Origin of the sequence: Streptomyces sp. NPDC016845 (genome assembly GCF_044332585.1) — a bacterium.
Taxonomy (GTDB): Bacteria; Actinomycetota; Actinomycetes; order Streptomycetales; family Streptomycetaceae; genus Streptomyces.
In genome coordinates, this window is the sequence record NZ_JBIRPI010000002.1 from 390,456 (window position 1) to 404,642 (window position 14,187).

The window sequence follows — 14,187 nt, forward strand, 5'->3', positions numbered from 1 at the left end:
CGGGCACCCCAGCCGGCGCTCAGCTCTGCTTGGTGAACTTGCGGATGGCGACCGGCGCCATGACGACCGTCAGACCGGCGGTCCAGGCGAGCGTCACCCACAGGCCGTGCGCGACCGGGCCGCCGACCATCAGGCCGCGGGCCGCGTCCGCGAGCCCGGACATCGGGTTGTACTCGGTGAAGTTCTGCAGCCAGCCGGGCATCGACCGGGTCGGCGCGAAGATCGACGAGCCGAACTGCAGCGGCATCATCACCAGGAAGCCCATGGCCTGCACGGACTGGGCGTTCTTCATGGTCACACCGAGGACCAGGAAGATCCACATGATGCCGGAGCCGAACAGCGCGGCCAGGCCGACGGCGCCGAACAGACCGGCCCAGTTGTTGATGTCGAAGCCGACGAGCACCGCGACGATCATCAGGATCGTGGTGGCGGTGAGCAGCCGCAGCAGCTCCACCGAGATCTTGGCGATCAGGACCGAGGCGCGTCCGATGGGCAGGGACCGGAAGCGGTCCATGATCCCCTTGTGGAAGTCCTCGTTGAAGCCGGTGCCGACGCCCTGGGCGATGTTCATGCTCATCATCGCGACCATGCCGGGGATCACGTACTGCACGTACTGCTGCTGGCCGCCGCCGAGCGACTGGCCGATCGAGCCGCCGAAGACGTACACGAACAGCAGCGTGAAGACGATCGGCATCAGGACGGCGTCGAACATCGACTCCGGGTCCTGCTTGATCCACAGCAGGTTGCGGCGGACGAGCGCGCCGGTGTGGCGCAGATGGCCGCGGAGCCCGATCCGGGGGTCGGCGTCGACCGTGATGGTGGTCGCGGGCGTGCCGGACAGGGGGGACAAGGTGGTGGTGCTCATACGGCGACCTCCTCGAGTGCGGGGCGGGCGTCCTGCGGCGCGGACGCCTTCTCGCCGGTGATGGAGAGGAACACCTCGTCCAGGCTGGGCAGTTCGGTGGTGATGGAGCCGATCGTGATACCGCGCGCGGTGACCGCGCCGACGACGCCGGTGAGCTGTTCGTCGCTGAGGATCGGGACCAGGACGGTGCCGGACCCGGCGTCGACGGTGGAGCTGGCGAGGCCGGTCAGGCCCATGTCGTCGAGGGCGGCCGCGAGCGGGCGCAGTTCGAGCGGGTCGGCCGGGCGGATGCGCAGGGTGCGCCCGCCGACCTTCGCCTTCAGCTCCTCGATGCCGCCGCCGGCGATGACCTGGCCGCGGTCGATGACGGTCAGCTCGGAGGCCAGCTGCTCGGCCTCCTCCATGTACTGGGTGGTGAGCAGGACGGTCACGCCGTCCCGCACCATCGCCTTGACCTCGTCCCACACCTCGTTACGGGTACGGGGGTCGAGCCCGGTCGTCGGCTCGTCCAGGTAGAGGACGTGCGGGCGGCCGATCATCGAGGCCGCGAGGTCGAGGCGGCGGCGCATGCCGCCGGAGTACGTCTTGGCGGGGCGGGTCGCGGCGTCGGTCAGGGAGAACCGCTCCAGGAGGGTGTCGGCGCGGGTCCGCGCCTCCTTCCTGGACAGGTCGAGCAGGCGCCCGATCATGTACAGGTTCTCGCGGCCCGAGAGCTTCTCGTCGACCGAGGCGTACTGGCCGGTGAGCCCTATCACCCGGCGCAGCTGCCGCGGCTGGTTCACCACGTCGTACCCGGCGACGACCGCCGTGCCGGAGTCGGGGGTGATGAGGGTGGACAGGCAGCGGACGAGGGTGGTCTTCCCGGCGCCGTTGGGGCCGAGGACACCCATCACGGTGCCTTCGTGGACGTTGAGGTCCACGCCGTCGAGGGCCTTGGTCGCGCCGTAGTGCTTGACCAGTCCCCGCACGGACACGGCCACCGGGCGGCCGCTGATACCGGGGTTCTTGTCGATTCGCGTCATGAACGACAAGGTGCCAGCCGCCACCGACAAGTCACCGACAGCCGACCGACAGACAAGAACGGTCGCCGATATATCGCCGACACAACGGCCGCGGCCCGTCGACGGGGGAAGATCGACGGGCCGCGTTGGTGCCGCTATGGCTCAGGGTGAATCAGGAGCTCAGGGCTCAGGAGCCCAGGGCTCAGTGGACCGAGTGCTCCTCCAGAGGGAACGTTCCGCCGACCACGTCCTCCGCAAACGCCTTGGCTGCGTCGGACATCACCGAACGCAGATTCGCGTACGTCTTCACGAAGCGCGGCATCTTGCCGCCGGTGAGGCCGAGCGCGTCCGTCCACACCAGGACCTGGGCGTCCGTGTCGGGGCCCGCGCCGATGCCGACCGTCGGGATGTGCAGGACGCGCGTGACCTCCGCGGCCAGCTCCGAGGGGACCAGTTCGAGGACGACGGCGAACGCGCCCGCGTCCTGTACCGCCTTCGCGTCGCGCAGCAACTGCTGCGCCGCCTCCTCGCCGCGCCCCTGCACCCGGTAGCCCATGGTGTTGACGGACTGCGGGGTCAGGCCGATGTGGGCCATGACCGGGATGCCCGCCTCGACGAGCAGCCTGATCTGGTCGTGCGAGCGCTCGCCGCCCTCCAGCTTGACCGCGCCGACGCCCGCCTCCTTCACCAGGCGCGTCGCCGAGCGCAGCGCCTGGACCGGGCCCTCCTGGTACGAGCCGAAGGGCAGATCGCCGACGATCAGCGCACGGCTGGTGCCGCGTACGACGGCGGCGGAGAGCATGGTGAGCTGGTCGAGGGTGACCGGGACCGTGGTGTCGTAGCCGAGGTGGCAGTTGCCCGCCGAGTCGCCGACCAGCATCACGGGGATGCCGGCCTCGTCGAAGACCGACGCCGTCATCGCGTCGTACGCGGTGAGCATCGGCCACTTCTCGCCCCGCTCCTTGGCGAGGGTGATGTCGCGCACCGTGATGCGCCGGGTGCCCTTGCCCCCGTACAGCGCCTTGGGGTTGCTGCTGTCGGTGGCCGGTGTCTGGGCAGCCTGGAGTTGCGTCATCGCAACGGCTCCTTCAATTCGTCTCGAGGCGCCCTGACGGCGTCCCCGGATCGCTTTCCATGGTGGCACCGGGTGCCGACAAAAGGCCAGGCCCCCTCTTGAGCAATGCCGTCGTAAAGGCCGGGTAAGAGTTTGTCCCCGGTTTCAATACGAGACGGTCCCGTATCGAAAGGGGGCTAGGGTCGTACACATGACCAGTCCTGCCGTCCCCGCGGCTTCCCGTGTACCGGAGGCCGTGCATCGCCGTCGTTGGGCGATCCTCGGCGTGCTCATGCTGAGCCTGCTGATCGTCGTCCTGGACAACTCGATCCTCAACGTCGCGATCAAGACGATCTCGACGCCCGCGCCCACCGGCCTCGGCGCCACCCAGAGCGAGCTCGAATGGGCGATCAACTCCTACACCCTCGTCTTCGCGGGCCTGCTGTTCACCGCCGGACTGCTCGGCGACCGCCTCGGCCGCAAGAAGGTCCTCATCGGCGGGCTCGTCGTCTTCGGCATCGGCTCGGCGCTCGCCGCCGAGTCCGGCTCACCGGCCCAGCTCATCGCGTTCCGCGCGCTCATGGGCCTCGGCGCCGCCTTCGTCATGCCGGCCACGCTCGCCGTGCTCATGAACGTCTTCGAGCGCGAGGAGCAGCCCAAGGCCATCGGCATCTGGGCGGGCGGCGTCGGCCTCGCCATCGCGATCGGCCCGATCACCGGCGGCCTGCTCCTGGACCACTTCTGGTGGGGCTCGGTCTTCCTCGTCAACGTGCCGATCGTGATCCTCGCCGTCGTCCTGATGATCGCGCTCGTGCCCGACTCCAAGGACCCGAAGCCGGGCCGGATCGACCTCGTCGGCGTCGCCCTGTCCATCGTCGGCCTGGTCCTGCTCGTCTACGGGATCATCCAGGGCGGCGACGAGGGCGACTTCAGCAGCCCCCAGGTCCTCGCCACCATCGCCGCCGGACTGGCCGTGCTCGTCGCCTTCGTCGTCTACGAGAAGCGCAGCGACCACCCCTCGATCGACATCAACTACTTCAGGAACAAGGTGTTCTCGGCCGCGATCGCCGCCATCGCCCTGGTCTTCTTCGCGCTGATGGGCGTCACGTTCTTCTCGGTCTTCTACACCCAGAGCGTGCGCGGGTACTCGCCGCTGCAGACCGGCGCCCTGATGCTGCCGCTCGCCGTCGCCCAGTTGATCTTCGCGCCGCGGGCCCGGCTCGTCGTCGACAAGATCGGCGTACGGGCCACGACCACCGGGGGGCTCGTCCTGCTCGCGGGCATGCTGGCCGCCTTCACCATCCTCGACGCGGACACCCCGATCTGGCTCCTGGAGGTCATGTTCTTCCTGATGGGCACGGGCATGGCGCACGTCATGACGCCGACCAGCGTCGTGATCATGCAGGCGCTGCCGCGCGAGAAGGCGGGCTCGGCGTCCGCGCTCAGCAACACCTTCCGCCAGGTCGGCGGCGCGCTCGGGATCGCCGTCCTCGGCTCCGTGCTCTCCACCGCCTACCGGGGCGGCATAGAGGACAAGCTGGGCCTGCTCCCGCCCGGTCTGCGTGACACCGCGGGCGGCTCCATCGAGGCCACCCTCGGCGTCGCCGAGAAGATCGGGCCGCGCGCCGAGAGCCTGGTCGGCGCGGCCAACGACTCGTTCCTGCACGCCATGCACGTCACCGCCCTGTGGGGTGCGGGCATCGCCCTGATCAGCGCCGTCGTCACGGTCCTGTTCCTGCCCGGCAAGGTCCCGGCCACGCCCGCGGGAGCGCCGGGGGAGGCGGAGAAGGTCGGCGCGGACCACTGAGATCCCGCCTCGGCCTCGCACCCGTACGCGTGAGAACGCCTCGCGCCCGTACACGTGGGAGCACCTCGCACCCGTACGCGTACGAACACGGAAGCGCTGAGACAATCACCCCGGGGACCGGCGGAGTGCCGGGTTCCGGGGCCGTGGCGGAAGGCGGAGGGTCAAGGGCGTGAACACGGAACGGGCCGAGCCCGGGGCCCCGGTCAGGGGCCGCCCGCGCAGCGAGGCGGTGGAGCAGGCCATCGTCGAGGGCGTCGTGATGCTCCTGGAGGAGGGCCTCCCGCTCGCCGAGCTGTCCATCGAGCGGATCGCCCGCACCGCGGGCGTCGGCAAGGCCACCATCTACCGGCGCTGGAGCGGCAAGGAGGAGCTCTTCGTCGACGTCCTGCGCTCCATCGAGGTCCCCGACCCCGAGCTGCCCGGCACCTCCATGCGCGACGACCTGGTCTGCCTCCTGGAGCACCTGCGACGGCGCGGCCTCAGCATGCGCAGGTCGGTGCTGCTGCACAACGTCTTCGCGCAGATGAAGACCCTGCCGCGGCTCTGGGACGCCTACCACGAGATCGTCATCGACCCGCGCCGCCGCGTCATGCACGACGTGCTGCGGCGCGGCGTCGCCGACGGCGAACTGCCCGAGGGCACCGACATCGAGCTCGCCGGCGATCTGCTCACCGGACCCATGCTGCTGTGCTCCGTCATGCGGAGTGACATGCCTCTCGCCGACGACCTCGCGGAGCGGATCGTCGACCTCGCCCTCGCCGGACTGCGGGCCGGGGACCACGGCAAGGGCCCTCGCTGAATGTGCGCGTTTCGTCACAAGCGGTCCATTGCGCCGCCGTGTTCGGAACTCCGGACACGGCCCCGCTCGTCCTCGTCGCCGTACGGACGTCCTAGACCCCGCCCGGCCGGGGTGTGACGGGACAGAAAGCCGTCGGACATCCCCTAGGGTTTTCGGGGAGGGACGGCGGGCACGGCAGTGAGGCGACGACGGTATGGCGCAGGCGTACGACACCGACACGGTGGACGGCGAGGAGACCGGGCAGACCGGGCCGGGTGACCGCCTGCGCCGCCTGGGCCGCCGGCTGCGGACCGACCGCGGCCTGTGGCGGCGGGGCATCGTCCTCGCGGTCCTCGCGGTGCTCCTGGCACTCGTCATGCTGCTGCACGCGCAGATCCCCAACAGCGTCGGCAACCTCGGCTCGCTGACCGAGACGTTCCTGCCGTGGCTGGGCGTGTTCATCCCGGTGCTGCTGGTCCTGGGGCTCGTGCGCAGGTCGGCGACGGCCCTCGTCGCGCTGCTCGTTCCGACGATCGTCTGGTTCAGCGGCTTCGGCAGCCTGCTCACCGACAAGCAGAGCGGCGGCGGCGACCTGACCGTCGCCACGCACAACGTGAACGCCGACAACGCCGACCCCACCGGCACCGCCGAGGACGTCGCCGCCTCCGGCGCCCAGATCCTCGCCCTGGAGGAGCTGACCGCCAGGGCCGTGCCGACGTACGAGAAGGCGCTGAAGGCGGCCTACCCCTACCACTCGGTGCAGGGCACGGTCGGCCTGTGGAGCAAGTACCCGCTCTCCGCGACCCGGCCTGTCGACATCAAGCTGGGCTGGACCCGCGCCATGCGCTCCACCGTCGCGACGCCGAAGGGCGACGTCGCCGTCTACGTGGCCCACATGCCGTCGGTACGGGTCAAGCTGCACTCCGGGTTCACCGCCAGCCAGCGCGACACGAGCGCCAACGCGCTGGGCGAGGCGATCTCCGACGAGCCGCTCGGCAAGGTCGTCCTGCTCGGCGACCTCAACGGCACGATGAACGACCGCGCCCTGACCGCCGTCACCTCCCAGATGCGCTCCACCCAGGGCGCGGCGGGCAGCGGCTTCGGGTTCAGCTGGCCGGCCGCGTTCCCGATGGCCCGCATCGACCAGATCATGGTCAGGGGCGTGGAGCCGGTGTCGTCGTGGACGCTGCCCGAGACCGGCAGCGATCATCTGCCGATCGCGGCGCGGGTCACCCTGTGACGCGCGTCTCCTGAGACTCGCGGGGTTTCACTGGGTTTCACAGGGCTTTTACCTGGCGGAATACTGCGTGCGGGACAGTTTGTTCCGGACGTAAACTTATGAGTCCGGCTCCGCCTCTCCGTCCCACCCCTGTCCCCGTGTCCCCACTTTCTTTGGACGATCCCTCATGCCCCTCGCCCTGCTCGCGCTCGCCGTGGGCGCCTTCGGCATCGGCACGACCGAGTTCGTGATGATGGGCCTGCTGCCCAACGTCGCGGACGACCTGGACATCTCGATCCCGGCCGCCGGACACCTCGTCTCCGCCTACGCGCTCGGCGTCGTGATCGGCGCCCCGCTCCTCGCCGCCGTCACCGCCCGCATGCCGCGCCGCCGCGTCCTCATCGGGCTCATGGCGCTCTTCGTCGTCGGCAACGCGGTCTCCGCCGTCGCCCCCGACCAGCACTGGCTGCTGCTCGCCCGCTTCGTCAGCGGGCTGCCGCACGGCGCCTTCTTCGGCGTCGGCGCCGTCGTCGCGACCTCCCTGGTCGCGCCCGAGCGCAAGGCCCGCTCGGTGTCGCTGATGTTCCTCGGCCTGACCGTCGCCAACATCGTCGGCGTCCCCGTCGCCACCGCCATGGGGCAGCAACTGGGCTGGCGCGCCACCTTCCTGGCCGTCAGCGCCATCGGCCTGGCCGCGATCGCCGCCCTCGCGGCGCTCGTCCCCGCCGACCACGGACACGGCTCCGCCGTCGGCGTCCGCACCGAACTCCGGGCCCTTCGCTCGCTCCCGGTCTGGCTCGCGCTCGGCACGACCGTCGCCGGGTTCGGCGCCCTCTTCTCGGCCTACAGCTACATCACGCCGATGCTCACCGACACCGCCGGGTTCGCCGAGGGCAGCGTGACGCTGCTGCTCGCCCTGTTCGGCGTCGGCGCCACCATCGGCAACCTGGCCGGGGGCCGCCTCGCCGACCACTCCCTGCGCGCCACCCTCTTCGGCGGCCTCACGTCCCTGGTCGTCGTCCTGGGCCTGTTCCCGCTCCTCATGCGTACGGAGTGGAGCGCGGCCCTCGCCGTGCTGCTGCTCGGCATGGCGGCGTTCACCACCGGCTCGCCGCTCCAGCTGATGGTGATGGAGAAGGCGTCCGCCGCGCCCTCGCTGGCCTCGTCCGCCAACCAGGCCGCGTTCAACCTGGCCAACGCGGGCGGCGCCTGGATCGGCGGCCTCGCCCTCGCGGCCGGCCTGGGCGTCACCTCCCCGGCCGTGACCGGCGCGGTCCTCGCCGTCCTCGGCCTCGGTGTGGCGGCGCTCGCGTACACGGTCGACCGCCGCCGCGCCACGCTGCGGCCCGGCCCGGGCCGCCTGGTCGCGAGCCACGTCCCGGTGGAGCGTGAGCCGACCCACTCCCCGTGACGCTAAGGCGTCAGGCGGCGCACGCTGTCCCGGATCACTATGTGCGTGCCGAGGAGCCGGCGCTGCTGACCGGTCCTGCCCGCCTTGCCGAGGGCGAGCCGGACCGCCGTGCGGCCCAGTTCCTCGCCGGGGATGTGCACGGTCGTCAGGCCCGGGGTCATGTCGGCGGCCACCGGGTCGTCGTTGTAGCCGACCACCGAGATGTCCTCCGGGACGCGCAGCCCGTACTCCGCGAGCGCCTTGACGGCGGCGGCGGCCACCCGGTCGTCGCCCGCGAAGACGGCCGTGAACTCCGGCCGCCCGTCGCTCTTGTCGAGCAGGTCGCGGATGGCCTCGTCCCCGTTGGTCTGGCCGAAGCCGATGCCGTGCAGGAGCGCGTCCGACTCCGGGACGCCATGGCTCCTGAGTGCGCGCAGATAGCCGCGGACCCGGTCCTCGCCGGTCGTGTTGCCCGGCTGGTAGCCGATCAGCGCGATTCTGCGGTGGCCCGCGCCGAGGAGGTGGCTGGTGATCGCGTGGGCGCCCGCCTCGTTGTCGTACTCCACGACGACCGCGGGCACGTCGGGCGCGGGCGCGGGCCGTCCGCACAGCACGAGCCGCGACCCGGCCGCCGCCAGCGACTGCGCGTACTGCGCCATCCGCTCCCGGTACGCCGCGTCCTCCACGACCCCGCCGACCAGGACGACCGCCTCCGCCGCCTGCTCGCGCATCATCTGCACGAGCGCCAGCTCACGGGCCGGGTCCGCGCCGGTCGACGCGACGAGGGTGAGCCGGTCGTGCTGCGCGGCCTCCTTCTCGACGCCCTGCGCGACCGCCGCGTAGAAGGAGCTGACCACGTCGAGCATGAGGACGGCGATCGTCTTGCGGCCCGCCCCCGCCAACGCGCGCGCGTGCGCGTTGGCGACGTAGTCCAGATCCTTGGCCGCGCGCAGCACCTTTGCGCGCGAGGCCGCCGACGTCGGGTAGTTGCCCGCGAGGACGCGTGACACGGTCGCCACCGACACCCCCGCGCGCGCGGCCACGTCGCGGATCGTCGCCCGTCCGCCGCCCGCGCCCGTGGGTGCCCCCGTGCCGCTGCGCTCGCCCACCCTGACTCCCTGGAATGTCGCCGGTGCGGGGCCACCGCCCGGAGGCCCCGCACCATCATCGCGTGCCTCGTCGCCGACGGACCGCCGGGTCAGTGAGCGGCCTCGTACTCGGCGCCGAACTCCTCGAGGGCCTTCTTCCCGCCCTGGGCGAGCCACTTCTTGTAGACGCCGTCCCAGTCGGAGATCTTCTTGCGCCCGGTGACGACCGCCGTGACCCCGTCGTTGATGATCTGGTCGAGCGTGGCGCCCTGCCGGTTGAACGTGTCGGACTGCAGCCCCCACCGGTCGTTCGCCACCATCATCGGCACGACCTTCCGCTGCCAGGCGTGCACCCGCTTCGTGAGGTCCGCGTAGCCCGGGTAGTACAGCGGCTGCGGCGCGTCCGCGACCTTGGTCAGCGGCAGGTTGTCCTTGGACTCGACGAGCCCCAGCTCCGTCGCGATCGGGTTGTTGTCCTTGTCCCGCTCGAAGTGCGTGCCCTCGATGCCGTAGTGCAGCAGCTCGTACTCCTTCGAACCGAACGGCGACGCCAGCCAGTCGAGCACCCGCAGCAGCAGCTTCACGCGGTCCTTCGACGCCTTCTTCAGCGCCGTGTAGCCGAAGATGCCGCGGCTCTGCTGGAACTGCGGGGAACCGGTGACCGTGTAGGGCTGCGCGAGGTCCAGGGTGTACGCGTCCTTGATGCCCTGCGCGTTGGAGACCGTGGCCCCGAACCCGTCGGTCATCGACAGGGCGGTGCCGTTGTAGAACTGCGTCTTCAGGTCGACCTGCGAGACCGAGGTGGCCTCCGGGTAGTACGCGCCGGCCGCGCGCAGCTTCGCCATGTACTCGAGCGCCGTCTTGAACTGGTCGGTGCCGGCGAAGTACTCGGCCTTGCCGCCCTTGATCCGCCACTCGTTCGGGGCGCCGTGCCATATGGCGTGCGTCTTGTACCCGAAGTAGCTGGTCGTGGAGGCGCCGAGCCCCCATGTGCGGTGCGCGGTCGCGGCTTTGGCGACGGTGGCGAAGTCGGCGGCGGACATCCCCTGCTCGAACCCGGCCTTCGCGAACGCCTCCTGGTTGAGGAAGAAGGTGTCCTGGGGCTTCGGCCGCTCCACCGGCACCCCGTAGATCCGCCCGGCGATCCGCCCCATGCCCTCCCAGGCGTACGTGGGTACCGCCGCGAGGTGCGGATAGTCCTTCGCCGCGTCGCCCGACAGGAACTCCGTCAGATCGGCGCACCGCTCCTTCACGAACTGCGCCTCGCGCGGCAGCGTGTAGCCGCCGCCGATCGCGATGATGTCGGGCAGGTCGTTCCCCGCCATGAGCGTGGCCATCTTGGTACGGAAGTCCGCGTCCGGCACCACGGTGAACTCGACCTCGACACCAAGGGCCTCGTTCAGCGCGGCCCAGTACTTGTTCCGCGCCGCGGGCTTGGGCGGGGTGCCGTACGTGATCGAGATGATCCGCACCTTCTCCTTGCCGGTGCCCGGCTTCTCGGCGACCGCCCGGACCAGCTTCTCCGGGTACTTCAGAAACCCGGCCTGCACCCCTTCGGCGGTCGGCGCGAGGTCGGGCGCCGGGCCCTGCGCGGCGGCGTACGTCGGCCAGGGCGCGGCCTTCGTCCCCTTGTTGTGGACGGAGCCGCCGCCGCTGCTCCCGGTCGAGCAGCCGGTGAGCAGGGACGGTACGGCGAACGCGGCACCGCCGACGGCGGCGGAGCGCAGCAGGGTGCGGCGCGACATGTGCACGGACATGGTGGAAGGACCTCTCGGACAAAGGGAGATGACGGGGCTCAGCTCTTGATGGCGCCGGTGAGCACGCCCTTGGTGAAGTACTTCTGCAGGAAGGGGTAGACGAGCAGGATCGGCACGACGGCGATGACGAGGACGGCCATCTGCGTCGTCTGCGGCGCCGACACCATCCCGGCCTCGCTCAGCCCCGTGTCGGCGATCTGCGCGCCGCCGATCACGTACGTCCGCAGGACCTGCGACAGCGGCCAGTGGTCGGACTCCAGGTAGATGGAGGCGGTGAACCACGAGTTCCAGTAGCTGACCGCGTAGAACAGGCCGACGACGGCGAGCGCGGCCTTCGACAGCGGCAGCGCGATCCGCCGGAACGTGGTCCAGTCCCCGGCGCCGTCGAGCCGCGCGGCCTCGTACAACTCCTCGGGGATCCCCTGGAAGAAGCCGCGCAGCACGATCAGATTGAAGACGTTGATGAGGACGGGGGCGATGACAGCCGCGTACATGTTCTGCATCCCGAACCCCTTGACCAGCAGGAACGCGGGGATCATGCCGGGCGGGAAGAGGAACGTGAACAGCACGAGCAGCAGCACCGGCTTGCCGCCGAAGACACCGGGGCGGCTGAGCGCGTAGGCGAGGAAGGCCGTGCACGCGAGGGACAGCAGCGTGCCGATGACGGTGATGCCGACACTCACGCCGAGCGCCTTCGTCACGATGCCGCCGCTGAGGATCGTCTCGTACGCGCGCAGCGTCGGCTCGGTCGGCCACAGCACCCAGCCGCCGCCCGCGACGACTTCCTCGTTGGAGGCGAGCGAGGTGGAGACGATCACGAGGAACGGTACGAGGACGAGGGCGAGCAGGACGAGGACGGCGAGGCCCTTGGCGGCGCGGGTGACGGGTTTCGGCCGCTCCATCCAGGAGGGGCGAGCGGCGGGACTCTGGGTGCGGCTCACTTGTAGACCCCTTGCTCGCCGAGCTTGTGCGCGATGCGGTTGGCGACGAAGACGAGGGCCGCGCCGACCAGGCCCTTGAAGAGTCCGGCGGCGGTGGCGTAGCCGATGTCGCCGCCGACGATGCCCTGCCAGAAGACGAACGTGTCCAGGACCTCGCCGGCCTCCGGGCCCACCGACTGCCGTTGCAGCAGCATCTGTTCGAAGCCGACGGAGAGGATGTCGCCGAGCCGCATGATCAGCAGCAGGACGACGATCGGCCGGATCGACGGCAGCGTGACGTGCCAGAACCGGCGCCACGGCCCGGCCCCGTCGATCGCGGCGGCTTCGTACTGTTGCTCGTCGACCTGCATGAGGGCGGCCAGGAAGATGATGGTGCCCCAGCCGGCGTCCTTCCAGATCACCTCGGCGACGACGAGCGGACGGTACGCGTCCGGGTTGCCGATGATGTCGACGGTGTGCAGCCCGGCTCCGTCGAGGAACGAGTTCAACAGGCCCGTGTCGGAGAGGACTTGCTGGAACAGGGCGACGACGATCACCCACGACAGGAAGTGCGGCAGATACACGACCGACTGCACGAAGCGGCGCAGCACGTCCGAGGTGAGGCTGTGCAGCAGCAGGGCGATGGCGAGCGGCACCGGGAAGTAGAAGACCAGTTGCAGCACGGCGATGTAGAAGGTGTTCCACGTCGCGTGCCAGAAGTCCGGGTCGCCGAACATCCGGCTGAAGTTGCCGACGCCGACCCAGGGACTGCCCCACAGTCCGGCGAACGGGTCGTACTCCTTGAACGCCACGACGTTGCCGACGAAGGCGCCGTAGTGGAACACCAGGAAGTAGGCGACGCCCGGCAGCATCAGCAGCAGGAGCGTACGGCTGCGCCGAAACCGTTTCCACACGAATCGCGCTGGCCTATGGGGTCGGTTGACCCGGTTTGCGGCTCGTCCGGAGGCACCATCGCCCCGGTACCGGGCCTTTCCTTCGCCACAGTGGGCACGGAACCCCTCCGTCGTTCGAACCGTCATGGGAACAAGGTGAGCCGGAATCTAAAACGGTTACTACGAACGGTCAACCCCTCTGGCTGGCTTTGACCTTGACCCCGTCCACCCCAAGTGCCTAGCCTCCTGGCGAACGTTAGTAACCGGTTACTTATGGAGATGGGTGGACCGAGTGACGGCACACCGACCGACCGCCGCGCTGGCCATGGGCGCCCAGGTGGTGGAGCGGGTCTTCCCGCCCGACCTGCGGGAACGGCTCGGCCGCGGCACGCGCCTCGCGGCGGCCCCGCTGACCGGCGCGCTGGACGGGCCGGACGCGGCGCGGGTGCTGGCCGGCACGGAGATCCTGATCACCGGCTGGGACTGCCCGCCGCTCACGGAACGGGTCCTCGCGTCGGCCCCGCGCCTACGGGCCGTGATCCACGCCGCCGGTTCGGTACGCCCCGTCGCCACCGACGCCGTGTGGGAGCGCGGGCTCCTCGTCTCCTCGGCGGCCGACGCGAACGCGCGGCCCGTCGTCGCCTTCACCCTCGCGGCCATCGCGTTCGCGGCGAAGGGGGCGCTGGGCGCGGCGGCGGGGTACGCGACGGCGTGGCCGGGCTTCGCGGCGCGGGAGGGGGCGGACGGGCGTGTCGTCGGGGTCGTCGGGGCGTCCCGCATCGGACGCGGGGTGATCGAGGCGCTGCGGGCGGACGAGGCCGGGTACCGGGTGCTGTTGTGCGACCCGTACGTGGATGAGGCCGGGGCGGCGCGGCTGGGGGCGGAGCGGGTCGAGCTGGCGGAGTTGTGCCGCCGCAGCTCGATCGTGACGCTGCACGCGCCGCTCCTGCCGTCGACCACGGGGATGCTGAGCGCGGAGATGCTCTCGCTGATCCCCGACGGCGGAACGGTCGTCAATACGGCGCGGGGGGCTCTCCTCGACACGGAGGCGCTGGCCGCTGAGTGTTGGGCGGGTCGCTTGTCGGCGTTCCTGGATGTGACGGACCCCGAGCCGTTGCCCGCGGGGCATGCGCTGCTCGGTCTGCCCAGCGTGCTGGTGACGCCGCATGTCGCGGGGGCGCAGGGGAGTGAGGTGCGGCGCCTCGGGCTGTATGCGGTGGAGGAGGTGGAACGGGTGGTGCGGGGCGAGCCTTTGCGGGGCCTGACGACCCGGTCGGACATGACCCGCCTGGCCTGACGGGGTCTCGCGTCGGCGAGTGGCCGGTGTCGGGTGCGGGTGGGACGGTGGTTGCTCGCGCAGTTCCCCGCGCCCCTGGAATGCGCACTGCGTGCGGCATTCCCCCGGTTCTCGACCG

The 14,187-nt window shown here is 70.7% G+C and carries 12 protein-coding genes; 5 read left to right on the forward strand and 7 right to left on the reverse strand.

Annotated features, from left to right (window positions below):
* Nucleotides 1-19 precede the first annotated feature (19 nt).
* From ACH4RC_RS07885 to panB, 3 genes are all read right to left on the reverse strand, one after another.
* On the reverse strand, nucleotides 20-865 hold the full coding sequence (locus ACH4RC_RS07885; RefSeq protein ID WP_398196720.1) for an ABC transporter permease: 846 nt from the start codon (nucleotides 863-865) through the stop codon (nucleotides 20-22).
* The gene (locus ACH4RC_RS07890; RefSeq protein WP_398196723.1) at nucleotides 862-1,887 is read right to left on the reverse strand and encodes an ATP-binding cassette domain-containing protein; all 1,026 of its coding nucleotides are present in this window, start codon (nucleotides 1,885-1,887) and stop codon (nucleotides 862-864) included. Before ACH4RC_RS07890 ends, ACH4RC_RS07885 begins: the two co-directional genes overlap by 4 nt.
* A 181-nt stretch (nucleotides 1,888-2,068) precedes the next feature.
* A complete protein-coding gene (gene panB, locus ACH4RC_RS07895; RefSeq protein ID WP_398196725.1) occupies nucleotides 2,069-2,941 on the reverse strand; it encodes a 3-methyl-2-oxobutanoate hydroxymethyltransferase in 873 nt (290 codons plus the stop codon).
* A 190-nt stretch (nucleotides 2,942-3,131) separates the two neighbouring features.
* On the opposite strand from panB, the gene ACH4RC_RS07900 reads away from it, so the two are divergent.
* The 4 genes from ACH4RC_RS07900 to ACH4RC_RS07915 all read left to right on the forward strand — a co-directional run bounded on the left by ACH4RC_RS07900 (nucleotide 3,132) and on the right by ACH4RC_RS07915 (nucleotide 8,135).
* Nucleotides 3,132-4,727, forward strand: a complete 1,596-nt coding sequence (locus tag ACH4RC_RS07900; RefSeq protein WP_398196728.1) for a DHA2 family efflux MFS transporter permease subunit — start codon at nucleotides 3,132-3,134, stop codon at nucleotides 4,725-4,727.
* Between the two features lie 169 nt (nucleotides 4,728-4,896).
* A complete protein-coding gene (locus ACH4RC_RS07905; RefSeq protein WP_398196731.1) occupies nucleotides 4,897-5,526 on the forward strand; it encodes a TetR/AcrR family transcriptional regulator in 630 nt (209 codons plus the stop codon).
* Between the two features lie 193 nt (nucleotides 5,527-5,719).
* A complete protein-coding gene (locus ACH4RC_RS07910) occupies nucleotides 5,720-6,745 on the forward strand; it encodes an endonuclease/exonuclease/phosphatase family protein (RefSeq protein ID WP_398196732.1) in 1,026 nt (341 codons plus the stop codon).
* A 166-nt stretch (nucleotides 6,746-6,911) separates the two neighbouring features.
* The gene (locus tag ACH4RC_RS07915) at nucleotides 6,912-8,135 is read left to right on the forward strand and encodes an MFS transporter (protein ID WP_398196734.1); all 1,224 of its coding nucleotides are present in this window, start codon (nucleotides 6,912-6,914) and stop codon (nucleotides 8,133-8,135) included.
* 2 nt (nucleotides 8,136-8,137) lie between these two features.
* Here ACH4RC_RS07915 and ACH4RC_RS07920 read toward each other — a convergent pair whose 3' ends face one another.
* The 4 genes from ACH4RC_RS07920 to ACH4RC_RS07935 all read right to left on the reverse strand — a co-directional run bounded on the left by ACH4RC_RS07920 (nucleotide 8,138) and on the right by ACH4RC_RS07935 (nucleotide 12,751).
* Nucleotides 8,138-9,223: a LacI family DNA-binding transcriptional regulator gene (locus tag ACH4RC_RS07920; RefSeq protein ID WP_398196736.1), complete on the reverse strand. Its 1,086-nt coding sequence runs from the start codon at nucleotides 9,221-9,223 to the stop codon at nucleotides 8,138-8,140.
* Between the two features lie 89 nt (nucleotides 9,224-9,312).
* Entirely contained in the window at nucleotides 9,313-10,959 is a 1,647-nt protein-coding gene (locus ACH4RC_RS07925; RefSeq protein ID WP_398196738.1) for a sugar ABC transporter substrate-binding protein, read from the reverse strand.
* A 38-nt stretch (nucleotides 10,960-10,997) separates the two neighbouring features.
* A complete protein-coding gene (locus ACH4RC_RS07930; protein WP_398197842.1) occupies nucleotides 10,998-11,861 on the reverse strand; it encodes a carbohydrate ABC transporter permease in 864 nt (287 codons plus the stop codon).
* 35 nt (nucleotides 11,862-11,896) lie between these two features.
* Nucleotides 11,897-12,751: an ABC transporter permease gene (locus ACH4RC_RS07935; RefSeq protein WP_398197845.1), complete on the reverse strand. Its 855-nt coding sequence runs from the start codon at nucleotides 12,749-12,751 to the stop codon at nucleotides 11,897-11,899.
* 346 nt (nucleotides 12,752-13,097) lie between these two features.
* Between ACH4RC_RS07935 and ACH4RC_RS07940 the strand changes: the two genes are divergently transcribed.
* Nucleotides 13,098-14,069, forward strand: coding sequence for a hydroxyacid dehydrogenase (locus ACH4RC_RS07940; protein ID WP_398197847.1), 972 nt, complete (start codon nucleotides 13,098-13,100; stop codon nucleotides 14,067-14,069).
* Nucleotides 14,070-14,187 lie beyond the last annotated feature (118 nt).